Here is a 16,935-nt window from a genome sequence, read left to right on the forward strand (position 1 = left end):
CATGTCGAACTTAGTGACCACTGTTGGACACGCCCATGGTCATGACCATGGGCACGATGACCATCACCACGACTCGGGCGAGATGACCGTATTCGGTTTCTGGCTCTACCTGATGACCGACTGCATTCTGTTTGCGTCGATCTTCGCAGCGTACGCGGTGCTGGTTAACAACGTCGCCGGTGGCCCATCGGGCCACGACATCTTCGAACTGCCGTACGTACTGGGCGAAACCGCGCTGCTGCTGTTCAGCTCGATCACCTACGGCTTCGCCATGCTGGCGTTGTTCAAGGGCAAGAAAACCCAGGTATTGGGTTGGCTGGCCATGACCTTCCTGTTCGGTGCCGGCTTCATCGGCATGGAGATCAACGAGTTTCACATCCTGATCTCCGAAGGCTTCGGTCCTAGCCGCAGCGGTTTCCTGTCCGGGTTCTTCACCCTGGTCGGCACCCACGGCCTGCACGTGACCAGCGGCCTGATCTGGATGGCGATCATGATGTACCAGGTCCACAAAAACGGCCTGACCGCCACCAACAAGACGCGCCTGAGCTGCCTGAGCCTGTTCTGGCACTTCCTGGACGTGGTGTGGATCTGCGTATTCACCGTTGTTTATCTGATGGGGACCCTGTAAATGGCTAACGCACATTCCCATGATGGCCACGACGCCGGCCACGGCAGCGTCAAGTCCTACGCCATCGGTTTCATCCTGTCGGTGATCCTGACCGTCATTCCGTTCGGTCTGGTGATGTATCCGTCGCTGCCCAAGAGCCTGACCCTGTGGATCATCCTGATCTTCGCCGTGGTCCAGGTATTGGTGCACCTGGTGTACTTCCTGCACCTGGACCGCTCCGCCGCCCAACGTAACAACGTGGTCGCGTTTGTCTTTGCCGCGATCGTGATTGTCCTGCTGGTCGGCCTGTCGTTGTGGATCATGTTCAGCATCCACACCAACATGATGGCGCACTGAGGAAAGTCCGGATGTCCCTGAAGCACTTTATCCAAATCACCAAGCCGGGGATCATTTTCGGTAACGTGCTTTCTGTGGCAGGCGGGTTTTTCCTGGCCTCGAAAGGGCATGTCGATCTGGCCATCTTCCTGGCGGCGATGATCGGCACTTCCCTGGTGGTGGCGTCCGGTTGCGTGTTCAACAACTGCATCGACCGCGATATCGACATCAAGATGGAGCGCACCAAGAATCGGGCGCTGGTCCAAGGCCTGATTCCGGTGCAACTGGCCCTGGCATTCGCCACGGTGCTGGGCGTGGCCGGCGTGGCGCTGTTGTACTGGGTGGCCAATCCATTGGCGGCGTTGTTCGCGGTGATCGGTTTTGTCATCTACGTCGGCCTCTACAGCCTGTACCTCAAGCGCAAGTCGGTCCACGGCACGCTGGTGGGCAGCCTGTCGGGGGCGATGCCGCCGGTGATCGGCTACGTGGCGGTGAGCAACAGCTTCGACATGGCGGCGCTGACGCTGCTGGTGATGTTCAGCCTGTGGCAGATGCCGCATTCCTACGCCATTGCGATCTTCCGCTTCAATGACTATCTGGCAGCGTCGATTCCGGTACTGCCGGTCAAGCGCGGCATCCGCGTGGCCAAGAAGCACATCCTGCTCTACATCCTGGCCTTCCTCGTGGCGACCTTGATGCTGACTTTCAGCGGTTACGCCGGCATGAGCTACCTCGCCGTCGCCGCCGCCATGGGCATGTACTGGCTGTACATGGCCTGGACCGGCTACAAGGCGGTGGATGACACGGTCTGGGCACGCAAGCTGTTCGTGTTCTCGATCTTCACCATCACCGCCCTGAGCGTCATGATGTCCCTGGACTTCAAAGTGCCGAGTGAGCTGCTGCTGACGTACGCGCCTTAAGCTTCAGAAGCTGCACGAAAAGCCCCGCCTTCGAGAGAAGCGCGGGGTTTTTTGTCTAGGTGGGGCATGGATTGGCTGTCATTCGTCGCAATAGATTTTGGTTTGTTGAACTATAAGCAATTTGCCTATAGTTTCTGCCATGCGTACCCTATTTTTTGAAACGACTACGTTCACCGCCACGGTTGGCCATTACCTGACTGACGATGAATATCGCCTGCTTCAGTCCTATATGCTGCAGCATCCTGAGGTCGGGGACGTCATGCCACGTACCGGCGGCTTTCGTAAGCTGCGCTGGTTCGATGAACGCCGTGGCAAAGGGAAGCGAGGTGGGTTGCGAGTCATTTACTATTGGCTCATGAATGATCGTCAGTTCTGGATGTTCGCGATTTATGACAAGGACGAGTTGGAAAACCTCACCTCCGAGCAAGAGAAGACGCTCAAGCGCGCCATAGAAGCAGAGTTGAAAGTGCGAGGTACCTTATGAAAAAACGTGATCTGTTTGCCGAGATGATGCAAGGCGTCGAGGAGATGGCTGCTCACCGTGAGGGCAAGATTACCCTTCGCCAGATATCGATCGAAGACAAACCGGTTCCCGAGGTGTCGGCGCAAGAAATCGTAGCGTTGCGCGACAAGCTCCATATGTCTCAGGCCGTTTTTGCCAAGAGCATCAGGACCAGTCCTGGCACCCTTCGGAACTGGGAGCAGGAGAAGTCCAAACCCAATGCCCAGGCGGCTCTTCTGATCAGGCTGGTCGAGAAGTTTCCAGACATGGTTGAGCGGCTCGGAGCGGTTTGAGACGATCCTCTCATTCCCATGAAAAAGCCCCGCCTTCGGGAGAAGAACGGGGCTTTTTCATGGGCGTTGCCTGGAGGATCGTTCCCACGCTCTGCGTGGAAATGCAGCCAGGGACGCTCTGCGTCCCAAGAAGCCGAACGCGGAGCGTCCGAGGAGGCATTCCCACGCGGAGCGTAGGAACGATCGTTGGGCGATGGCTTATTGCTGGGCGATGCTGTAGCCGTCGAATGCCTTCTGCTGTTGCAGGGCGGTGACGATGCTTTTGCGGGTGGCCTGTTGTTCGGTGCCGTCATTGTCCAGGAAGGTTTCGCTTTCCAGCTCGGCTTCGTCGCCTTCGCCTACGAAGTTGAAGCCCAGGAACTCGAAGGCCTCGCGGTCGACGTTCGGCTTGGAGCGTGGTGTGCGCAAGGGCAGGGTGACGCTGATACCGTCCTTGCTGATGACAAACACTTCGGCTTCTTTCTTGGCCCGCGAGGCCTTGCCCTTGCTGCCGCTCGGGTTACTGATGGCCTGATGGGTCTGGTTCAGTACTTTCAGGGCCAGGCCGTAGACCAGTTCCTGAAACGACGGGTCGTCCTTGTAGCTGGAGAGGATACGGCTGATGGGGAAGCGGCTGCTCAGGTCTTCCAGGGCCGCGAAATCGGCGGCTTCGGCGTCTTTGAGTTGTTTGAGCTGGCCCATCAGTTCGTAGGCCTTGTCGTCGTCGAACGCATCGTGAGCCTGGCGGATGGCGTTGCGCAGTTCGCGGATCTGGTCGCTTTCGCGATTCGACTGGAATGCATCGAGGACCATTTCGCTGATGGTTTTGGCCTGGGGCAGATGCTGTGAAAGATTGATGGAGTTTTCGTATTCCGCTTTGGACGACAGGGTGACTACGGATTCAGCGGTGTTGGAATCGGACATTGAAATTTCACTACTTCTGTTAGCGGGATGAGGCGAGAAAGGCATTGAGCTTTTTTCCGGTCGCCTAATCTATTGGACGCGGGCGGTGTTGTCACGGGCGGACCTCATTCACAAATCACATTCTTGCCCGACATCTTGGAGCGATACAGCGCCTGATCCGCCCGGTGCAGCAACGTCGCGTGCTGTTCATTCTCGAGTCGCTGCACCACGCCAAAACTCATGGTGATCTGGAAGTCGCCCACCGGCAGCAGGTCGGACAGACCCCGGCGAATGCTTTCCGCCAGCAGGCGGGCGTCGGCCAGGGTGGTATTGGGCAAGATCATGATGAATTCGTCACCGCCCCAGCGCACCAGCAAATCGCCGTCGCGCTGGCAACGCTTGACGCTCTGCACCACTTGCACCAGCGCTGCGTCGCCAAAGGCGTGGCCGTAGCGGTCGTTGATGTCCTTGAAATCATCCACGTCCATGGCGATCAGCGACAACGGCTCGCGGAAACGCTGTGCCCGCTCACAGGCCAGCGGCAGTGCCTGGTCCAGGCGATAACGGTTGGCGACCCGCGTCAGGGCATCGGTTTCGGCAAGCCGGCGATTCTCGTCGAGCTGGATCTGCAACTGATGGTTGACCCGGGACAGTTCGCGGGTGCGTTCTTCAATGATGACTTCCAGGGATTGGTTACGCTGTTCCAGTTGTTCGAACAGACGCTTTTTGTCGTCGATACTGCGATGGGCGCCGATCATGCGCGCCACCGTGCCGTCCGGATTACGGGCGATCACGTAGCCGCGATCCTCGATCCAGATGTAGGCCCCATCGCGCTTGCGGCAGCGGTATTCGGCCTGGTAACCGTGGGAGCGTTGTTCCAGGTAGTCGTCGAACAACGCCATGACCCGTGGATAGTCATCCGGGTGGATCACGCTCTCCCAGGTCAGCACGTTGTTGTCCAGTGAATGAGGCAGGTAGCCAAGCATCGTGTACCAGCCGGGGTTGCGGTAGACGAAGCCGGTGTTGGCATTCCAGTCCCAGATGCCATCGCTGACCAGTTCCAGGATGGTGTGCAGTACGCCTTCGTCCAGATCGGACAGGTCGAACCGCAGCATATCGATGTTCGAGGCATCTCCCATCATCGTTTCCTCATCAACCTTGATATCAAAATGCTCGTCCAAGGAGGAAGAGTAGCTGATGGGTGTGTGGGGAACTAGCGGTGGATGTTCAGACGGGGTTTGCTTTGGTGGCGAGGGGATTTATCCCCGCAGGGGCGTGTAGCGGCCCCCCCAAAGTCATCAAACCCGACATCACCTGCGATGTGAACCGACAGTCTTGGGGTTGCTGCGCAACCCCGCGGGGATAAATCCCCTCGCCACAGCATCATTGGGTTAGGGTTTGCCCCATTTCTCCAGTGCGAATTCGACAAAACTGCGCAGTTTCGGCAAACGGTAGCGGTCCTGCGCGTACATCAGGCTCATTGGGCGATGGGGCAACTGATAGTCCTGCAACAACGCCACCAGGTGACCATCCTTCAGGTCCTGGGCCACCAGCGCATCGGGCAGCATCACCACGCCCATCCCGGCCAAGGCGGCGCGATGCAGGCCCGAGGAGCTGTTGATCAGCATCGGTCCGTTTACCGGGACCTTGATCTCGCCTTCCGGGCCGTTGATGGGCCAGTGTTCCTGGGCGAAGCGCCATTCGTCTGCTGCCGAATAGGCGAACGACAGGCAGTCGTGTCGTTGCAGGTCCGCCGGTTGTTCCGGTGTGCCGCGCCGGGCCAGGTAGGCAGGGGAGGCGCAGATGGTCAGGGTGTAGTCCACCAACGGACGGGCAATCAGTTTCGGGTCGGGATGGCCGAGGCGAATGGCGACATCGAATCCATGTTCGAGCAGGTCCAGCCGCTGATTGGTCAGCATCACGTCGAGCTTGACCTGGGGGAAGCGCTGGCTGAATTCGGCCAGCGCCGGCGATAGGCGTTCGGTACCAAAGGTCAGCGGCGCGGTGATGCGCAGGGTGCCGCTGGGCTCGCCTTGGGTCTGTTCGGCCAGGCGCTCGGAATCGGCCACCAGCCCCAGCACTTCCAGGCAACGTTGATAGTAGGTCGAGCCAAACTCAGTCAGGCGCTGGCGCCGCGTCGTACGGTTGATCAGGCGCACGCCGAGACGTTGCTCCAGTGCACGAAGATGATTACCCACCATGGTGGTGGACATTTCGCACGCCTGGGCCGCCGCAGTCAGGCTTCCGGTTTCTACTACCTTCACGTAAACGGTCATTGCTTGGAACAAGTCCATTATCAAGCTCGGCTTTTAAATGATTGAAGTAAAGCCGCGTTTATCCAGCCTTGGTGGCTAACCATACTGGAAAAAACCAACCCAATGGAGCTTGATGCCATGACCGCTGCCTGCCTGATGACCACTTACCAACCCCTGGCGCTGAGTTTCACCCATGGTTTGGGTACGCGCTTGTGGGACCAGGACGGCCGCGAGTACCTCGATGCGGTGGCGGGCGTGGCGGTGACCAATGTCGGCCACTCCCACCCGCGGTTGGTGGCCGCCATCAGCGAGCAGGCCGGCCTGCTGTTGCACACGTCGAACCTGTACAGCATCGATTGGCAACAACGCCTGGCGCAAAAGCTCACCCAGCTGTCTGGGCTGGAGCGGGCGTTTTTCAACAACTCAGGCGCCGAGGCCAACGAAACCGCATTGAAACTGGCGCGCCTCTATGGTTGGCATAAAGGCATTGAGCAGCCGTTGGTCGTGGTCATGGACAATGCGTTCCATGGGCGCACCTTGGGCACGATGTGCGCCAGTGACGGCCCCTCCGTGCGGCTGGGTTTCAATCGGTTGCCGGGGGATTTCATCAAGGTGCCGTTCGGCGATCTGGCGGCGTTTGAAGCGATCCAGCAAGCTCATGCCGAGCGCATCGTCGCGGTACTGGTAGAACCGATCCAGGGCGAAAGCGGTGTGCAACTCGCACCGCCGGGCTATCTCAAGGCCTTGCGTGAACTGTGCAGCCGGCGCGCCTGGTTGTTGATGCTCGACGAGATCCAGACCGGTATCGGTCGCACTGGCCAATGGTTCGCGTTCCAGCACGAGGGCATCGTGCCGGACGTCATGACCCTCGCCAAAGGCCTGGGCAATGGCGTACCCATTGGTGCCTGCCTGGCGCGGGGCAAGGCGGCCGAGCTGTTTACCCCTGGCAGCCATGGCAGCACCTTTGGCGGTAATCCGCTGGCCTGTCGGGTCGGCTGCACGGTGCTGGAGATCATTGAGCAACAAGCGCTGGTGGACAACGCCAGGCACCAGGGCGACCAGTTGCTGAGCCGGCTGCGCATCGAGTTGGCGGACAACCCGAATGTCTTGGCGATCCGCGGCCAGGGGTTGATGATCGGCATCGAACTCAAGCAACCGGTCCGCGACCTGGCCCTTCGCGCCGCCCGGGACCACGGCCTGCTGATCAATATCACTCGGGGCCAGACCATCCGCCTGCTGCCGCCGTTGACGATCGATGGGCGAGAAGTGGAGATGATTGTCAGGGGCGTGAGCCGCTGTCTGGCGCAGGGGTGAGGGGCATTCGCCCGGACGCCGGTTTTTTATCGGTCAGCCGGGTGAAGCGCGACGCAGCGCGACGGAATTTTTAACGATTGCCGTGTTCCAACGCCTGCCAGAGTCGATTGCCTACGCCCTGGCACTTCAGACTGAAAAACCAGGAGCATTCCATGTTCACCTCGCGTCGCTTGATCGTTGTCGCTACTGCTGTGGCCTTGTTGTCCGGCTGTGCGTCGCCTAACCCCTATGACAATCAGGGCCAGGCCTCTACCGAATCTTCGGGCATGAGCAAAACCGCCAAGTATGGCGGCCTCGGTGCACTGGCGGGGGCGTTGGCCGGTGCGGCCATCGGTCACGATAACCGTGGCAAGGGTGCGTTGATCGGTGCCGCGGTGGTGGGGGCTTCCGCGGCCGGTTACGGCTACTACGCCGACCAGCAGGAAAAGAAGCTGCGCGCCAGCATGGCCAATACCGGCGTTGAAGTGCAGCGCCAGGGCGACCAGATCAAGCTGATCATGCCGGGCAACATCACCTTCGCCACCGACTCGGCGAACATCGCGTCCAGTTTCTACCAGCCGCTGAATAACCTGGCCAACTCCCTCAAGGAGTTCAACCAGAACCAGATCGAAATCGTCGGCTACACCGACAGCACCGGCAGCCGCCAGCACAACATGGACCTGTCCCAGCGTCGTGCGCAGAGCGTGGCGACCTACCTGACGTCCCAGGGCGTGAGCGGTGCCAACCTGTCGGCCCGTGGCGCCGGCCCGGACAACCCGGTGGCCAGCAACGCCGACGTCAATGGCCGTGCGCAGAACCGTCGTGTCGAGGTCAACCTCAAGGCGATTCCGGGCCAGCAATATCAGGAGGCGCCGCAGCAGCAGGGGCAGACTTACCAGCAGTACCCTTGATCGCTGGGCAGTAAATGAAACGGGGGCCATGCAGACATGGTCCCCGTTTTTTTATGGCTGCCATTTCCCTTCAGGCTGACACCAAACCCTGTGGTGAGGGGATTTATCCCCGCTGGGCTGCGAAGCAGCCCCAAGATCATTCGCCTCGGTCTCCCAGGTACACCACGTTCGCTGATTTGGGACTGCTGCGCAGTCCAGCGGGAGCAAGCTCCCTTGCCACAACGGATCTGAAACCCATAAAAAAGCCCGCTCGATCATGTGATCGGGCGGGCTTTTGGTTGTTGCTTGGTGATTACTTCTTCAAACCGTAATGCTCGTCGAGCATGCCGGGAGAATTCGGAGCCTTGGGGGCGTAGTCCCGGGGCGGTTCCTGATCCTTTGGCGGGGTCAGGCGTTCCCGTGGAGCCTGCGCCGAATCGGCGTGCAGGGCAGCCAGCAGGCGTTGGCGAGTCTGCTCGTCCAGGGCCAGGCGATTGGCACCCTCGGACAAGTGATCCTGGACTTCCTGGTAGCTCTGGGTGAGTTTTTTCACCAGGGACGCGGTGCTGTTGAAGTGAGTGACCACTTCATTCTGATAACTGTCGAAACGTTCCTGGATGTCGTCCAGCTGACGTTGCGTGCTGTTGGGCACCGCGTTGGGCAGCAGTCGGGCAAGCAGGAATCCAATGGCGACACCGGCAACCAGGGCAAGAGTCGGCAACAACCAAACTAAGAGCGAGTGTTCCACGAGTCCTTCCTCTATAAACGGCTTTGCTTTACGTTAACGGCTCGGACCTGCGCTGTATACCGCGAAGAACATCGCAATCATGCCAGGCACAGACTTTAGCTAGACGAGTCGACCCTATTCGAGGTCACGGAGTTCTTTCCCTTGCTTATGCGCGAAACCCCTGTAGTCATCGATGGCCCGGTGGGCCAACTGGAAGCCTTGTACCTGGACAGCGAGGCTCCCCGTGGCCTGGCGCTGATCTGCCACCCGAACCCGGTGCAGGGTGGGACCATGCTCAACAAAGTGGTCTCGACCCTGCAACGCACTGCCCGCGATGCTGGCCTGGTTACGTTGCGTTTCAATTATCGTGGCGTAGGTGCCAGTGCCGGCAATCATGACATGGGCACCGGAGAAGTGGACGACGCCCAGGCTGTCGCGCAATGGCTGCGGGAAAAATACCCGCAATTGCCCCTGACACTGTTCGGCTTTTCCTTCGGTGGCTTCGTCGCCGCCAGCCTGGGCGGGCGCCTGGAAGCCCAGGGACAGCCGGTCAAGCACCTGTTCATGGTGGCCCCGGCGGTGATGCGCCTGGACGAGCAGTCGCCCTTACCGATGAGCGGCCAGTTGACCGTGATCCAGCCGGAAACCGACGAAGTGGTCGATCCGCAATTGGTTTACGAATGGTCCGACACGCTCCAACGTCCCCATGAGCTGCTGAAAGTGGCAGAATGCGGACACTTTTTTCATGGCAAGCTGACCGATCTCAAGGATCTGATCCTGCCGCGCCTCTCGAATTGACAGCAGTCTGACAAGCGATAACCCATGACGACGCGTACCCGTATCTTGACCGGCATCACCACCACCGGCACCCCGCACCTGGGCAACTATGCCGGCGCCATCCGTCCGGCGATCCTCGCCAGCCGCGACAGCAACGCCGATTCGTTCTACTTCCTGGCTGACTACCACGCCCTGATCAAGTGCGATGACCCGCTGCGTATCCAGCGTTCGCGCCTGGAAATCGCCGCTACGTGGCTGGCCGGTGGCCTGGATGTGGACCGCGTGACGTTCTATCGCCAGTCCGATATTCCCGAGATCCCGGAGCTGACCTGGCTGCTGACCTGCGTCGCCGCCAAGGGCTTGCTCAACCGTGCCCACGCCTACAAGGCGTCGGTGGACAAGAACGTCGAGGCCGGCGAAGACCCGGACGCTGGCATCACCATGGGGCTGTACAGCTACCCGGTGTTGATGGCCGCCGACATCCTGATGTTCAACGCCCACAAGGTGCCGGTCGGTCGCGACCAGATCCAGCACGTGGAAATGGCCCGCGACATCGGCCAGCGCTTTAACCACCTGTTCGGCCAGGGCAAGGAGTTTTTCACCATGCCCGAGGCGCTGATCGAAGAAAGCGTCGCCACGCTGCCGGGCCTCGATGGCCGCAAGATGTCCAAGAGCTACGACAACACCATCCCGTTGTTCAGCAGCGCCAAGGACATGAAGGACGCGATCTCGCGGATCGTCACCGACTCGCGTGCCCCGGGCGAAGCCAAGGATCCGGACAATTCGCATCTGTTCACCCTGTTCCAGGCCTTCGCCACTGCCGAACAGTCTGCCGAGTTCCGCAACGAACTGCTGCACGGCCTGGGTTGGGGCGAAGCCAAGAACCGCCTGTTCCAGTTGCTCGACAGCGAGCTGGGTGAAGCGCGCGAGCGCTATCACCAGTTCATCGAGCGCCCATCGGACCTTGAAGACATCCTGCAACTGGGCGCGAAAAAAGCCCGGGCCGTGGCAACGCCGTTCCTCAACGAACTGCGCGAGGCTGTTGGCCTGCGTTCGTTTGTCAGCCAGGTCCAGATGGCCGCCAGCACCAAGAAGAAAGCCGCCAAGACAGCACGCTTCGTCAGTTTTCGCGAAGACGACGGCAGTTTCCGCTTCCGACTGCTGTCCGCCGACGGCGAGCAGCTGTTGCTGTCGAACCATTTTGCCGACGGCAAGACCGCGGGGCAGGTGACCAAGCAATTGCAGTCCGGCCAGCCCTTGGATGTACGCAGCGACGACCTGGGTTTCAGCGTCTGGCTCGACGGCGAGTGCGTGGCGAATAGCCCGGCCTTTGCTGACAGCGCCGCGCGGGATGCCGCCGTCGATGCGCTGCGTGTTGCCTTGACGCCTGCCCAGGACTGATCCCGGCACGTCATCCGACCATCGGCCCGAGTAAGGGCCGATTGCCATTCCTCTGGGCCGTCGCTACAGTGACGGCCCGTTTTTGTTGCCTTGCTAACGAATATGACGCCCCTAGAACGATATCAAGCTGATCTGAAACGCCCGGAGTTCTTCCACGACGCAGCCCAGGAAACGGCGGTGCGGCATTTGCAGCGCCTGTACGACGACCTGGTCGCGGCCTCGAACAACAAGCCGGGTCTGTTGGGCAAACTGTTCGGCAAAAAAGACCAGGCACCGGTCAAGGGCCTATATTTCTGGGGCGGCGTGGGCCGTGGCAAGACCTACCTGGTGGACACCTTCTTCGAAGCGTTGCCATTCAAGGAGAAAACGCGGACGCACTTCCACCGCTTCATGAAGCGCGTGCACGAGGAAATGAAGACCCTGGGCGGCGAGAAGAACCCGCTGACCATCATCGCCAAGCGGTTTTCCGACGAGACCCGGGTGATCTGCTTCGATGAATTCTTCGTGTCCGACATCACCGACGCCATGATCCTGGGCACCTTGATGGAAGAGCTGTTCAAGAACGGCGTGACCCTGGTCGCCACCTCGAACATCGTGCCGGACGGCCTGTACAAGGACGGCCTGCAGCGGGCGCGCTTCCTGCCGGCCATCGCGCTGATCAAGGAGCACACTGAAATCGTCAACGTCGACAGCGGCGTCGACTACCGCCTGCGTCACCTCGAACAAGCGGAGCTGTTCCACTTTCCGTTGGATGCCGCCGCCGAAGAAAGCCTGCGCAAGAGCTTCCGCGCCCTGACGCCGGAATGCACCCAGGCCGTGGAAAATGATGTATTGGTCATCGAAAATCGCGAAATCCGCGCCGTGCGTACCTGCGATGACGTGGCCTGGTTCGACTTCCGCGAACTGTGCGACGGCCCGCGCAGCCAGAACGATTACATCGAACTGGGCAAGATCTTCCACGCCGTGCTGCTCAGCGGCGTCGAGCAGATGAGCGTCACCACCGACGACATCGCCCGCCGTTTCATCAACATGGTCGATGAGTTCTACGACCGTAACGTGAAGCTGATCATTTCGGCCGAAGTCGAACTGAAGGATCTCTACACCGGCGGCCGCTTGACCTTCGAGTTCCAGCGGACCCTGAGTCGCCTGCTGGAAATGCAGTCCCACGAATTCCTGGCGCGGGCGCATAAGCCGTAGGGCTATTCGCAAAGCAAAAAAGGCCTGCGATCGCAGGCCTTTTTTGTACGCTCGAAATCAGTCGTTCACTGCAAAACCCTGTGGGAGCGGGCTTGCATTCAGCTCAGGTTCATGCCGCCTGCTGAAACTGCTGCCGATACTGGTTCGGCGATAGGTCGGTATGTTGCCGGAACAGCCGGGCGAAAAAGCTCGCGTCGTCATAGCCAACTTCATAGCTGATGGTCTTGATGCTCTTGCGGCTGCCGGAGAGCAGGCCCTTGGCGGTTTCGATCCGCAGCCGTTGCAGGTAATGCAGCGGTTTGTCGCCCGTGGCGGTCTGGAAGCGGCGCATGAAATTGCGGATGCTCATGCCATGTTCCCGGGCAACATCCTCGAAGCGGAATTTATCGGCGAAGTGCTCTTCGAGCCATTGCTGGATCTGGAGGATGATCACGTCCTGGTGCAGTTTCTGCCCGCCGAAGCCGATCCGTCCTGGCGAATAGCTGCGTTGCACCTCATACAAGATGTCCCGCGCCACGGCCTGGGCGACGTTGGCGCCACAGAAGCGTTCAATGAGGTAAATGTAGAGGTCGCAGGCTGAGGTCGTGCCGCCGGCGCAGAACAGGTTGTCGGCATCGGTCAGGTGCTTGTCCTGGTTCAGGTGTACCTGGGGGAAGCGTTCCTTGAAGGCATTGAAGAAGCGCCAGTAGGTGGTGGCTTCCTTGCCGTCGAGCAACCCGGCCTCCGCCAGCCAGAACACCCCGGTGGCTTCGCCGCAGAGTACCGCGCCGCGCGCGTGTTGTTCTCGCAGCCAAGGCAGGACCTGGGGATAACGTTGGCAGAGGGTGGCGAAATCATCCCAGAAGGCCGGCAGGATGATGACATCGGTGTTTTCCAGGCCACCGTCCACCGGCATGATCACATCGCTGAAGCTGTTCACCGGTTTGCCATCGGGGCTGACCAGTCGGGTTTCAAAAGCCGGCGTCAGGCCGTGGCCCAGTTGTTTGCCATAACGCAGGCTGGCCAGGTGGAAAAAATCCTTGGCTTGCATGAGGGTCGAGGCAAAGACCCGGTCGATTGCCAGGATGCTGACGCGCCGCAAGGGCGTGGAGGCGTGCATAGACATAATTCATCTTTATTTTTATAGGGGAAAGTGGTCACCAGACGGCTGGATCGTCTTATTTTTTGTCGGATGTGTCCAGTGTCCTGTCGTACCCCGCAGGCTTAGGCTCTGTCGGATAACCACGCCCAACAAAAACCAAAGGTGCGCCATGATCCCCAGAACACTGTTCAGTCCCGAACACGAATTGTTTCGCGACAGCGTACGAACCTTCCTCGAAAAAGAAGCCGTGCCGTACCACAGCCAGTGGGAAAAACAGGGACATGTCGATCGCCAGCTCTGGAACAAGGCAGGGGAGGCGGGCATGTTGTGCTCGCACCTTCCAGAAGCCTATGGGGGGCTGGACGCCGATTTTCTCTACAGCACGGTGGTGATCGAGGAAATCGGCCGCCTGGGGTTGACGGGGATCGGGTTCTCGCTGCATTCCGACATCGTCGCGCCGTACATTCTGCATTACGGCAGTGAGGCGCTGAAACACAAGTACCTGCCGAAACTGGTGTCCGGCGAAATGGTCACGGCCATCGCCATGACCGAGCCGGGCGCCGGTTCCGACCTGCAAGGGGTGAAGACCACGGCGGTGCTGGACGGCGACGAATACGTCATCAACGGCTCGAAGACGTTCATCACCAATGGTTTCCTGGCGGACCTGGTGATCGTGGTCGCCAAGACCGATCCGAAGGCCGGCGCCAAGGGCACCAGCCTGTTCCTGGTGGAGGCGGGCGCGCTGGGTTTTGAAAAGGGCAAACGCCTGGAAAAAGTCGGCATGAAGGCCCAGGACACGTCGGAATTGTTCTTCCAGGATGTCCGCGTGCCGAAGGAGAACCTGCTGGGGCAGGCCGGCATGGGCTTCGCCTACTTGATGCAGGAGCTACCCCAGGAGCGCCTGACCGTCGCCATCGGCGGCCTGGCATCGGCTGAAGCGGCGCTGCAATGGACTCTGGACTACACCCGCGAGCGCAAGGCATTCGGCAAATCCATCGCGGACTTCCAGAACACCCGTTTCAAGCTCGCGGAAATGGCCACCGAAATCCAGATCGGCCGGGTCTTCGTCGACCGCTGCCTGGAGTTGCACCTGCAAGGCAAGCTGGATGTGCCGACGGCGGCGATGGCCAAGTACTGGGGCACCGACTTGCAATGCAAGGTGCTCGACGAGTGCGTGCAGTTGCATGGCGGCTACGGCTTCATGTGGGAATACCCGATTGCCCGGGCGTGGGCGGATGCGCGGGTGCAGCGGATCTATGCCGGGACCAATGAGATCATGAAGGAGATCATTGCGCGGTCGCTGTAATGCCGCGTGATCGTTCCCGCGCTCTGCGTGGGAATGCATCCCGTGACGCTCTGCGTCACCCTCCAGAAGCGGAACGCGGAGCGTCCCTGGCGGCATTCCCACCCAGAGCGTGGGAACGATCCAAGGGCTGTCTACCTGGTGGTCAAGGGGCCGGGTTCGGCTGATCCTTGTGAATCGCCTCGATCCCCGCCAGCACTTCGTCCGACAGCTTCAGGTCGAAGCTGGCAATGTTGCTGTCCAGTTGCTCCAGCGTGGTGGCGCCAATGATATTGCTGGTCACGAACGGCTGCCGGGTGACGAACGCCAGGGCCATCTGCGCCGGGTCCAGGCCATGTTCGCGGGCCAGGGCCACATAACGGCTGCACGCCGCTTCCGATTGCGGGTTGAAGTAACGCATGAAGCGGCTGTACAGCGTCAGGCGGCCCTTGGCTGGCCGTGCGCCGTTTTCGTATTTGCCCGACAGAAAGCCGAACGCCAGTGGCGAATAAGCCAGCAAGCCGCATTGCTCCCGAATGGCGATTTCCGACAGGCCGATCTCGAAGCTGCGGTTGAGCAGGTTGTACGGGTTCTGGATCGACACCGCTCGCGGCCAGCCACGGGCCTCGGCCAGGGCAAGGAACTTCATGGTGCCCCACGGCGTTTCGTTGGACAGGCCGATATGGCGGATCTTGCCGGCGCGAACCTGTTCGTCCAGGGCTTCGAGGGTTTCCTCCAGCGGGGTGAACGTTTCGTCGGCCTTGTGCTGGTAGCCCAGTTGACCGAAGAAGTTGGTGCTGCGCTCCGGCCAGTGCAACTGATAGAGGTCGATGTAGTCGGTTTGCAGGCGCTTGAGGCTGGCGTCCACAGCTTCGACGATGTGGCGGCGGTTGTGCTTGAGGTTCTTGTCGCGGATGTAGTCGATAGTGTTGCCGGGGCCGGCGATCTTGCTCGCCAGGATCCAGTCGGCACGATCGCCGCGACTCTTGAAGTAATTGCCGATGTAGCGCTCGGTGGTGGCGTAGGTTTCGGCCTTGGGCGGCACCGGGTACATCTCGGCGGTGTCGATGAAATTGATGCCGGCACCCTTGGCGCGTTCGATCTGGGCGAAGGCCTCGGCCTCGCTGTTCTGCTCACCCCAGGTCATGGTTCCGAGGCACAGGGCACTCACGTTCAGATCGGTACGGCCTAGCGGGCGATAGTCCATCGGGAGCTCCTTGGGCAAAACAATCATAAAAGCAGGTTGAAATATTTTTCGCAATCTGCATAATTGCGCACCTCTTTCTGCAGTGGAAGTGATGCGCCGCCGCCGAAGAATCTTGCCGTTGAACGGACGCGCCGACCCGAGCCCCCGAAAGCGTCTGTATCCGGCTGCCTTTGACTTGTCAAAGTACGCACTATTCAGTAAGATCCGCCGTCTAATTTACAGGGCGGCCCCTGAGGCTATAAAGAATGAAAACTTTTACTGCTAAACCGGAAACAGTAAAGCGCGACTGGTTTGTCGTCGACGCTGCTGGTCAGACCCTGGGTCGTCTGGCCACCGAAATCGCGAGCCGTCTGCGTGGCAAGCACAAGCCTGAGTACACCCCTCACGTTGACACCGGTGACTACATCGTCGTGATCAACGCTGAGCAAGTACGTGTTACTGGCGCTAAAACCACTGACAAAATGTACTACTCCCACTCCGGTTTTCCTGGCGGCATCAAGTCGATCAACTTTGAAAAGCTGATCGCCAAAGCCCCTGAGCGCGTGATCGAGACCGCGGTTAAAGGCATGCTGCCTAAAAACCCACTGGGTCGCGACATGTATCGTAAGCTGAAGGTTTATGCGGGCGCTGCTCACCCTCATACTGCTCAGCAGCCCCAAGAACTGAAGTTTTAACGGAATAGTTCATTATGTCGGCGACTCAAAATTACGGCACTGGCCGTCGCAAGACTGCAACCGCACGCGTTTTCCTGCGTCCGGGCACTGGTAATATCTCCATCAACAACCGCTCCCTGGATAACTTCTTCGGCCGCGAAACTGCCCGCATGGTAGTTCGTCAGCCGCTGGAACTGACCGAGACCGTCGAAAAATTCGACATCTACGTCACCGTTATCGGTGGTGGTGTAAGTGGTCAAGCTGGCGCAATCCGCCACGGCATCACTCGCGCCCTGATGGATTACGACGAGACTCTGCGTAGTGCTCTGCGCAAAGCCGGCTTCGTAACTCGCGATGCTCGCGAAGTTGAACGTAAGAAAGTCGGTCTGCGTAAAGCGCGTAAGCGTCCGCAGTACTCGAAGCGTTAATTTCGCTTCCGCTTTCAAAAGGCGCCCAGTTCCTCACGGAGCTGGGCGTTTTTTTATGGGCAAAAGAATTGCTCTGTGACAACTTGCCACATTCGTAGAGCCCCTATACTACAAGGCTTGGCGGTTTGGCCGCTTGGTAATTACCTTGTCAGAATTGGGGCTTTTCATTACCATTCGGCAAAATTTTTATAAGTTCAGATTTTT

At 59.6% G+C, this 16,935-nt stretch carries 19 protein-coding genes; 13 read left to right on the top strand and 6 right to left on the bottom strand.

Going from position 1 to position 16,935, the window contains the following annotated elements:
- Window position 1: 1 nt before the first annotated feature.
- From V7773_RS03595 to V7773_RS03615, 5 genes are all read left to right on the top strand, one after another.
- The gene (locus tag V7773_RS03595; protein ID WP_063324462.1) at window positions 2–628 is read left to right on the top strand and encodes a cytochrome o ubiquinol oxidase subunit III; all 627 of its coding nucleotides are present in this window, start codon (window positions 2–4) and stop codon (window positions 626–628) included.
- Window positions 629–964: a cytochrome o ubiquinol oxidase subunit IV gene (gene cyoD / locus V7773_RS03600; protein ID WP_014340102.1), complete on the top strand. Its 336-nt coding sequence runs from the start codon at window positions 629–631 to the stop codon at window positions 962–964.
- Window positions 965–975: 11 nt separating this feature from the next.
- The gene (cyoE, locus tag V7773_RS03605; RefSeq protein ID WP_003178131.1) at window positions 976–1,863 is read left to right on the top strand and encodes a heme o synthase; all 888 of its coding nucleotides are present in this window, start codon (window positions 976–978) and stop codon (window positions 1,861–1,863) included.
- A 139-nt stretch (window positions 1,864–2,002) separates the two neighbouring features.
- Window positions 2,003–2,347: a toxin gene (locus V7773_RS03610; protein ID WP_092223719.1), complete on the top strand. Its 345-nt coding sequence runs from the start codon at window positions 2,003–2,005 to the stop codon at window positions 2,345–2,347.
- A complete protein-coding gene (locus V7773_RS03615) occupies window positions 2,344–2,658 on the top strand; it encodes a helix-turn-helix domain-containing protein (protein WP_063324464.1) in 315 nt (104 codons plus the stop codon). Before V7773_RS03610 ends, V7773_RS03615 begins: the two co-directional genes overlap by 4 nt.
- 198 nt (window positions 2,659–2,856) lie before the next feature.
- Here V7773_RS03615 and V7773_RS03620 read toward each other — a convergent pair whose 3' ends face one another.
- The 3 genes from V7773_RS03620 to V7773_RS03630 all read right to left on the bottom strand — a co-directional run bounded on the left by V7773_RS03620 (window position 2,857) and on the right by V7773_RS03630 (window position 5,834).
- Window positions 2,857–3,561, bottom strand: coding sequence for a hypothetical protein (locus V7773_RS03620; RefSeq protein WP_072348620.1), 705 nt, complete (start codon window positions 3,559–3,561; stop codon window positions 2,857–2,859).
- 104 nt (window positions 3,562–3,665) lie between these two features.
- Complete coding sequence (locus V7773_RS03625; RefSeq protein ID WP_092223715.1) at window positions 3,666–4,679, bottom strand: sensor domain-containing diguanylate cyclase; 1,014 nt, start codon at window positions 4,677–4,679, stop codon at window positions 3,666–3,668.
- 252 nt (window positions 4,680–4,931) lie between these two features.
- Window positions 4,932–5,834: a LysR family transcriptional regulator gene (locus V7773_RS03630; RefSeq protein ID WP_336072377.1), complete on the bottom strand. Its 903-nt coding sequence runs from the start codon at window positions 5,832–5,834 to the stop codon at window positions 4,932–4,934.
- Window positions 5,835–5,933: 99 nt separating this feature from the next.
- Here V7773_RS03630 and V7773_RS03635 point away from each other — a divergent pair, with 99 nt between their 5' ends.
- Together V7773_RS03635 and V7773_RS03640 are read left to right on the top strand one after the other, a co-directional pair.
- Window positions 5,934–7,109, top strand: a complete 1,176-nt coding sequence (locus V7773_RS03635) for an aspartate aminotransferase family protein (RefSeq protein WP_336072378.1) — start codon at window positions 5,934–5,936, stop codon at window positions 7,107–7,109.
- A gap of 152 nt (window positions 7,110–7,261) precedes the next feature.
- On the top strand, window positions 7,262–7,999 hold the full coding sequence (locus V7773_RS03640; protein ID WP_063324469.1) for an OmpA family protein: 738 nt from the start codon (window positions 7,262–7,264) through the stop codon (window positions 7,997–7,999).
- A 292-nt stretch (window positions 8,000–8,291) separates the two neighbouring features.
- Here V7773_RS03640 and V7773_RS03645 read toward each other — a convergent pair whose 3' ends face one another.
- Complete coding sequence (locus tag V7773_RS03645) at window positions 8,292–8,726, bottom strand: YhcB family protein (protein ID WP_046063603.1); 435 nt, start codon at window positions 8,724–8,726, stop codon at window positions 8,292–8,294.
- Between the two features lie 147 nt (window positions 8,727–8,873).
- On the opposite strand from V7773_RS03645, the gene V7773_RS03650 reads away from it, so the two are divergent.
- The 3 genes from V7773_RS03650 (at window position 8,874) to zapE (ending at window position 12,080) form a co-directional block, all read left to right on the top strand.
- Window positions 8,874–9,503: an alpha/beta hydrolase gene (locus tag V7773_RS03650; RefSeq protein ID WP_063324470.1), complete on the top strand. Its 630-nt coding sequence runs from the start codon at window positions 8,874–8,876 to the stop codon at window positions 9,501–9,503.
- A gap of 24 nt (window positions 9,504–9,527) precedes the next feature.
- Window positions 9,528–10,883, top strand: a complete 1,356-nt coding sequence (locus V7773_RS03655; protein ID WP_336072380.1) for a tryptophan--tRNA ligase — start codon at window positions 9,528–9,530, stop codon at window positions 10,881–10,883.
- Between the two features lie 102 nt (window positions 10,884–10,985).
- Entirely contained in the window at window positions 10,986–12,080 is a 1,095-nt protein-coding gene (zapE, locus tag V7773_RS03660; RefSeq protein ID WP_336072381.1) for a cell division protein ZapE, read from the top strand.
- A 109-nt stretch (window positions 12,081–12,189) separates the two neighbouring features.
- On the opposite strand, the gene V7773_RS03665 is transcribed toward zapE, so the two are convergent.
- Window positions 12,190–13,086 (bottom strand): GlxA family transcriptional regulator, encoded by an 897-nt coding sequence (locus V7773_RS03665; protein ID WP_170862044.1) that lies wholly within the window; start codon window positions 13,084–13,086, stop codon window positions 12,190–12,192.
- Window positions 13,087–13,330: 244 nt separating this feature from the next.
- Between V7773_RS03665 and V7773_RS03670 the strand changes: the two genes are divergently transcribed.
- Window positions 13,331–14,467: an acyl-CoA dehydrogenase family protein gene (locus V7773_RS03670; RefSeq protein WP_336072382.1), complete on the top strand. Its 1,137-nt coding sequence runs from the start codon at window positions 13,331–13,333 to the stop codon at window positions 14,465–14,467.
- A 142-nt stretch (window positions 14,468–14,609) separates the two neighbouring features.
- Here the strand turns inward: V7773_RS03670 and V7773_RS03675 are convergent, their stop codons facing one another.
- The gene (locus V7773_RS03675) at window positions 14,610–15,650 is read right to left on the bottom strand and encodes an NADP(H)-dependent aldo-keto reductase (RefSeq protein ID WP_063324475.1); all 1,041 of its coding nucleotides are present in this window, start codon (window positions 15,648–15,650) and stop codon (window positions 14,610–14,612) included.
- A gap of 245 nt (window positions 15,651–15,895) precedes the next feature.
- Here V7773_RS03675 and rplM point away from each other — a divergent pair, with 245 nt between their 5' ends.
- On the top strand, window positions 15,896–16,324 hold the full coding sequence (gene rplM, locus V7773_RS03680) for a 50S ribosomal protein L13 (protein WP_003205365.1): 429 nt from the start codon (window positions 15,896–15,898) through the stop codon (window positions 16,322–16,324).
- Between the two features lie 14 nt (window positions 16,325–16,338).
- Window positions 16,339–16,731 (top strand): 30S ribosomal protein S9, encoded by a 393-nt coding sequence (gene rpsI / locus V7773_RS03685; protein WP_003228056.1) that lies wholly within the window; start codon window positions 16,339–16,341, stop codon window positions 16,729–16,731.
- Window positions 16,732–16,935 lie beyond the last annotated feature (204 nt).

Source organism: Pseudomonas sp. 3JA, from assembly GCF_036961705.1.
GTDB lineage: Bacteria > Pseudomonadota > Gammaproteobacteria > Pseudomonadales > Pseudomonadaceae > Aquipseudomonas > Aquipseudomonas fluorescens_Q.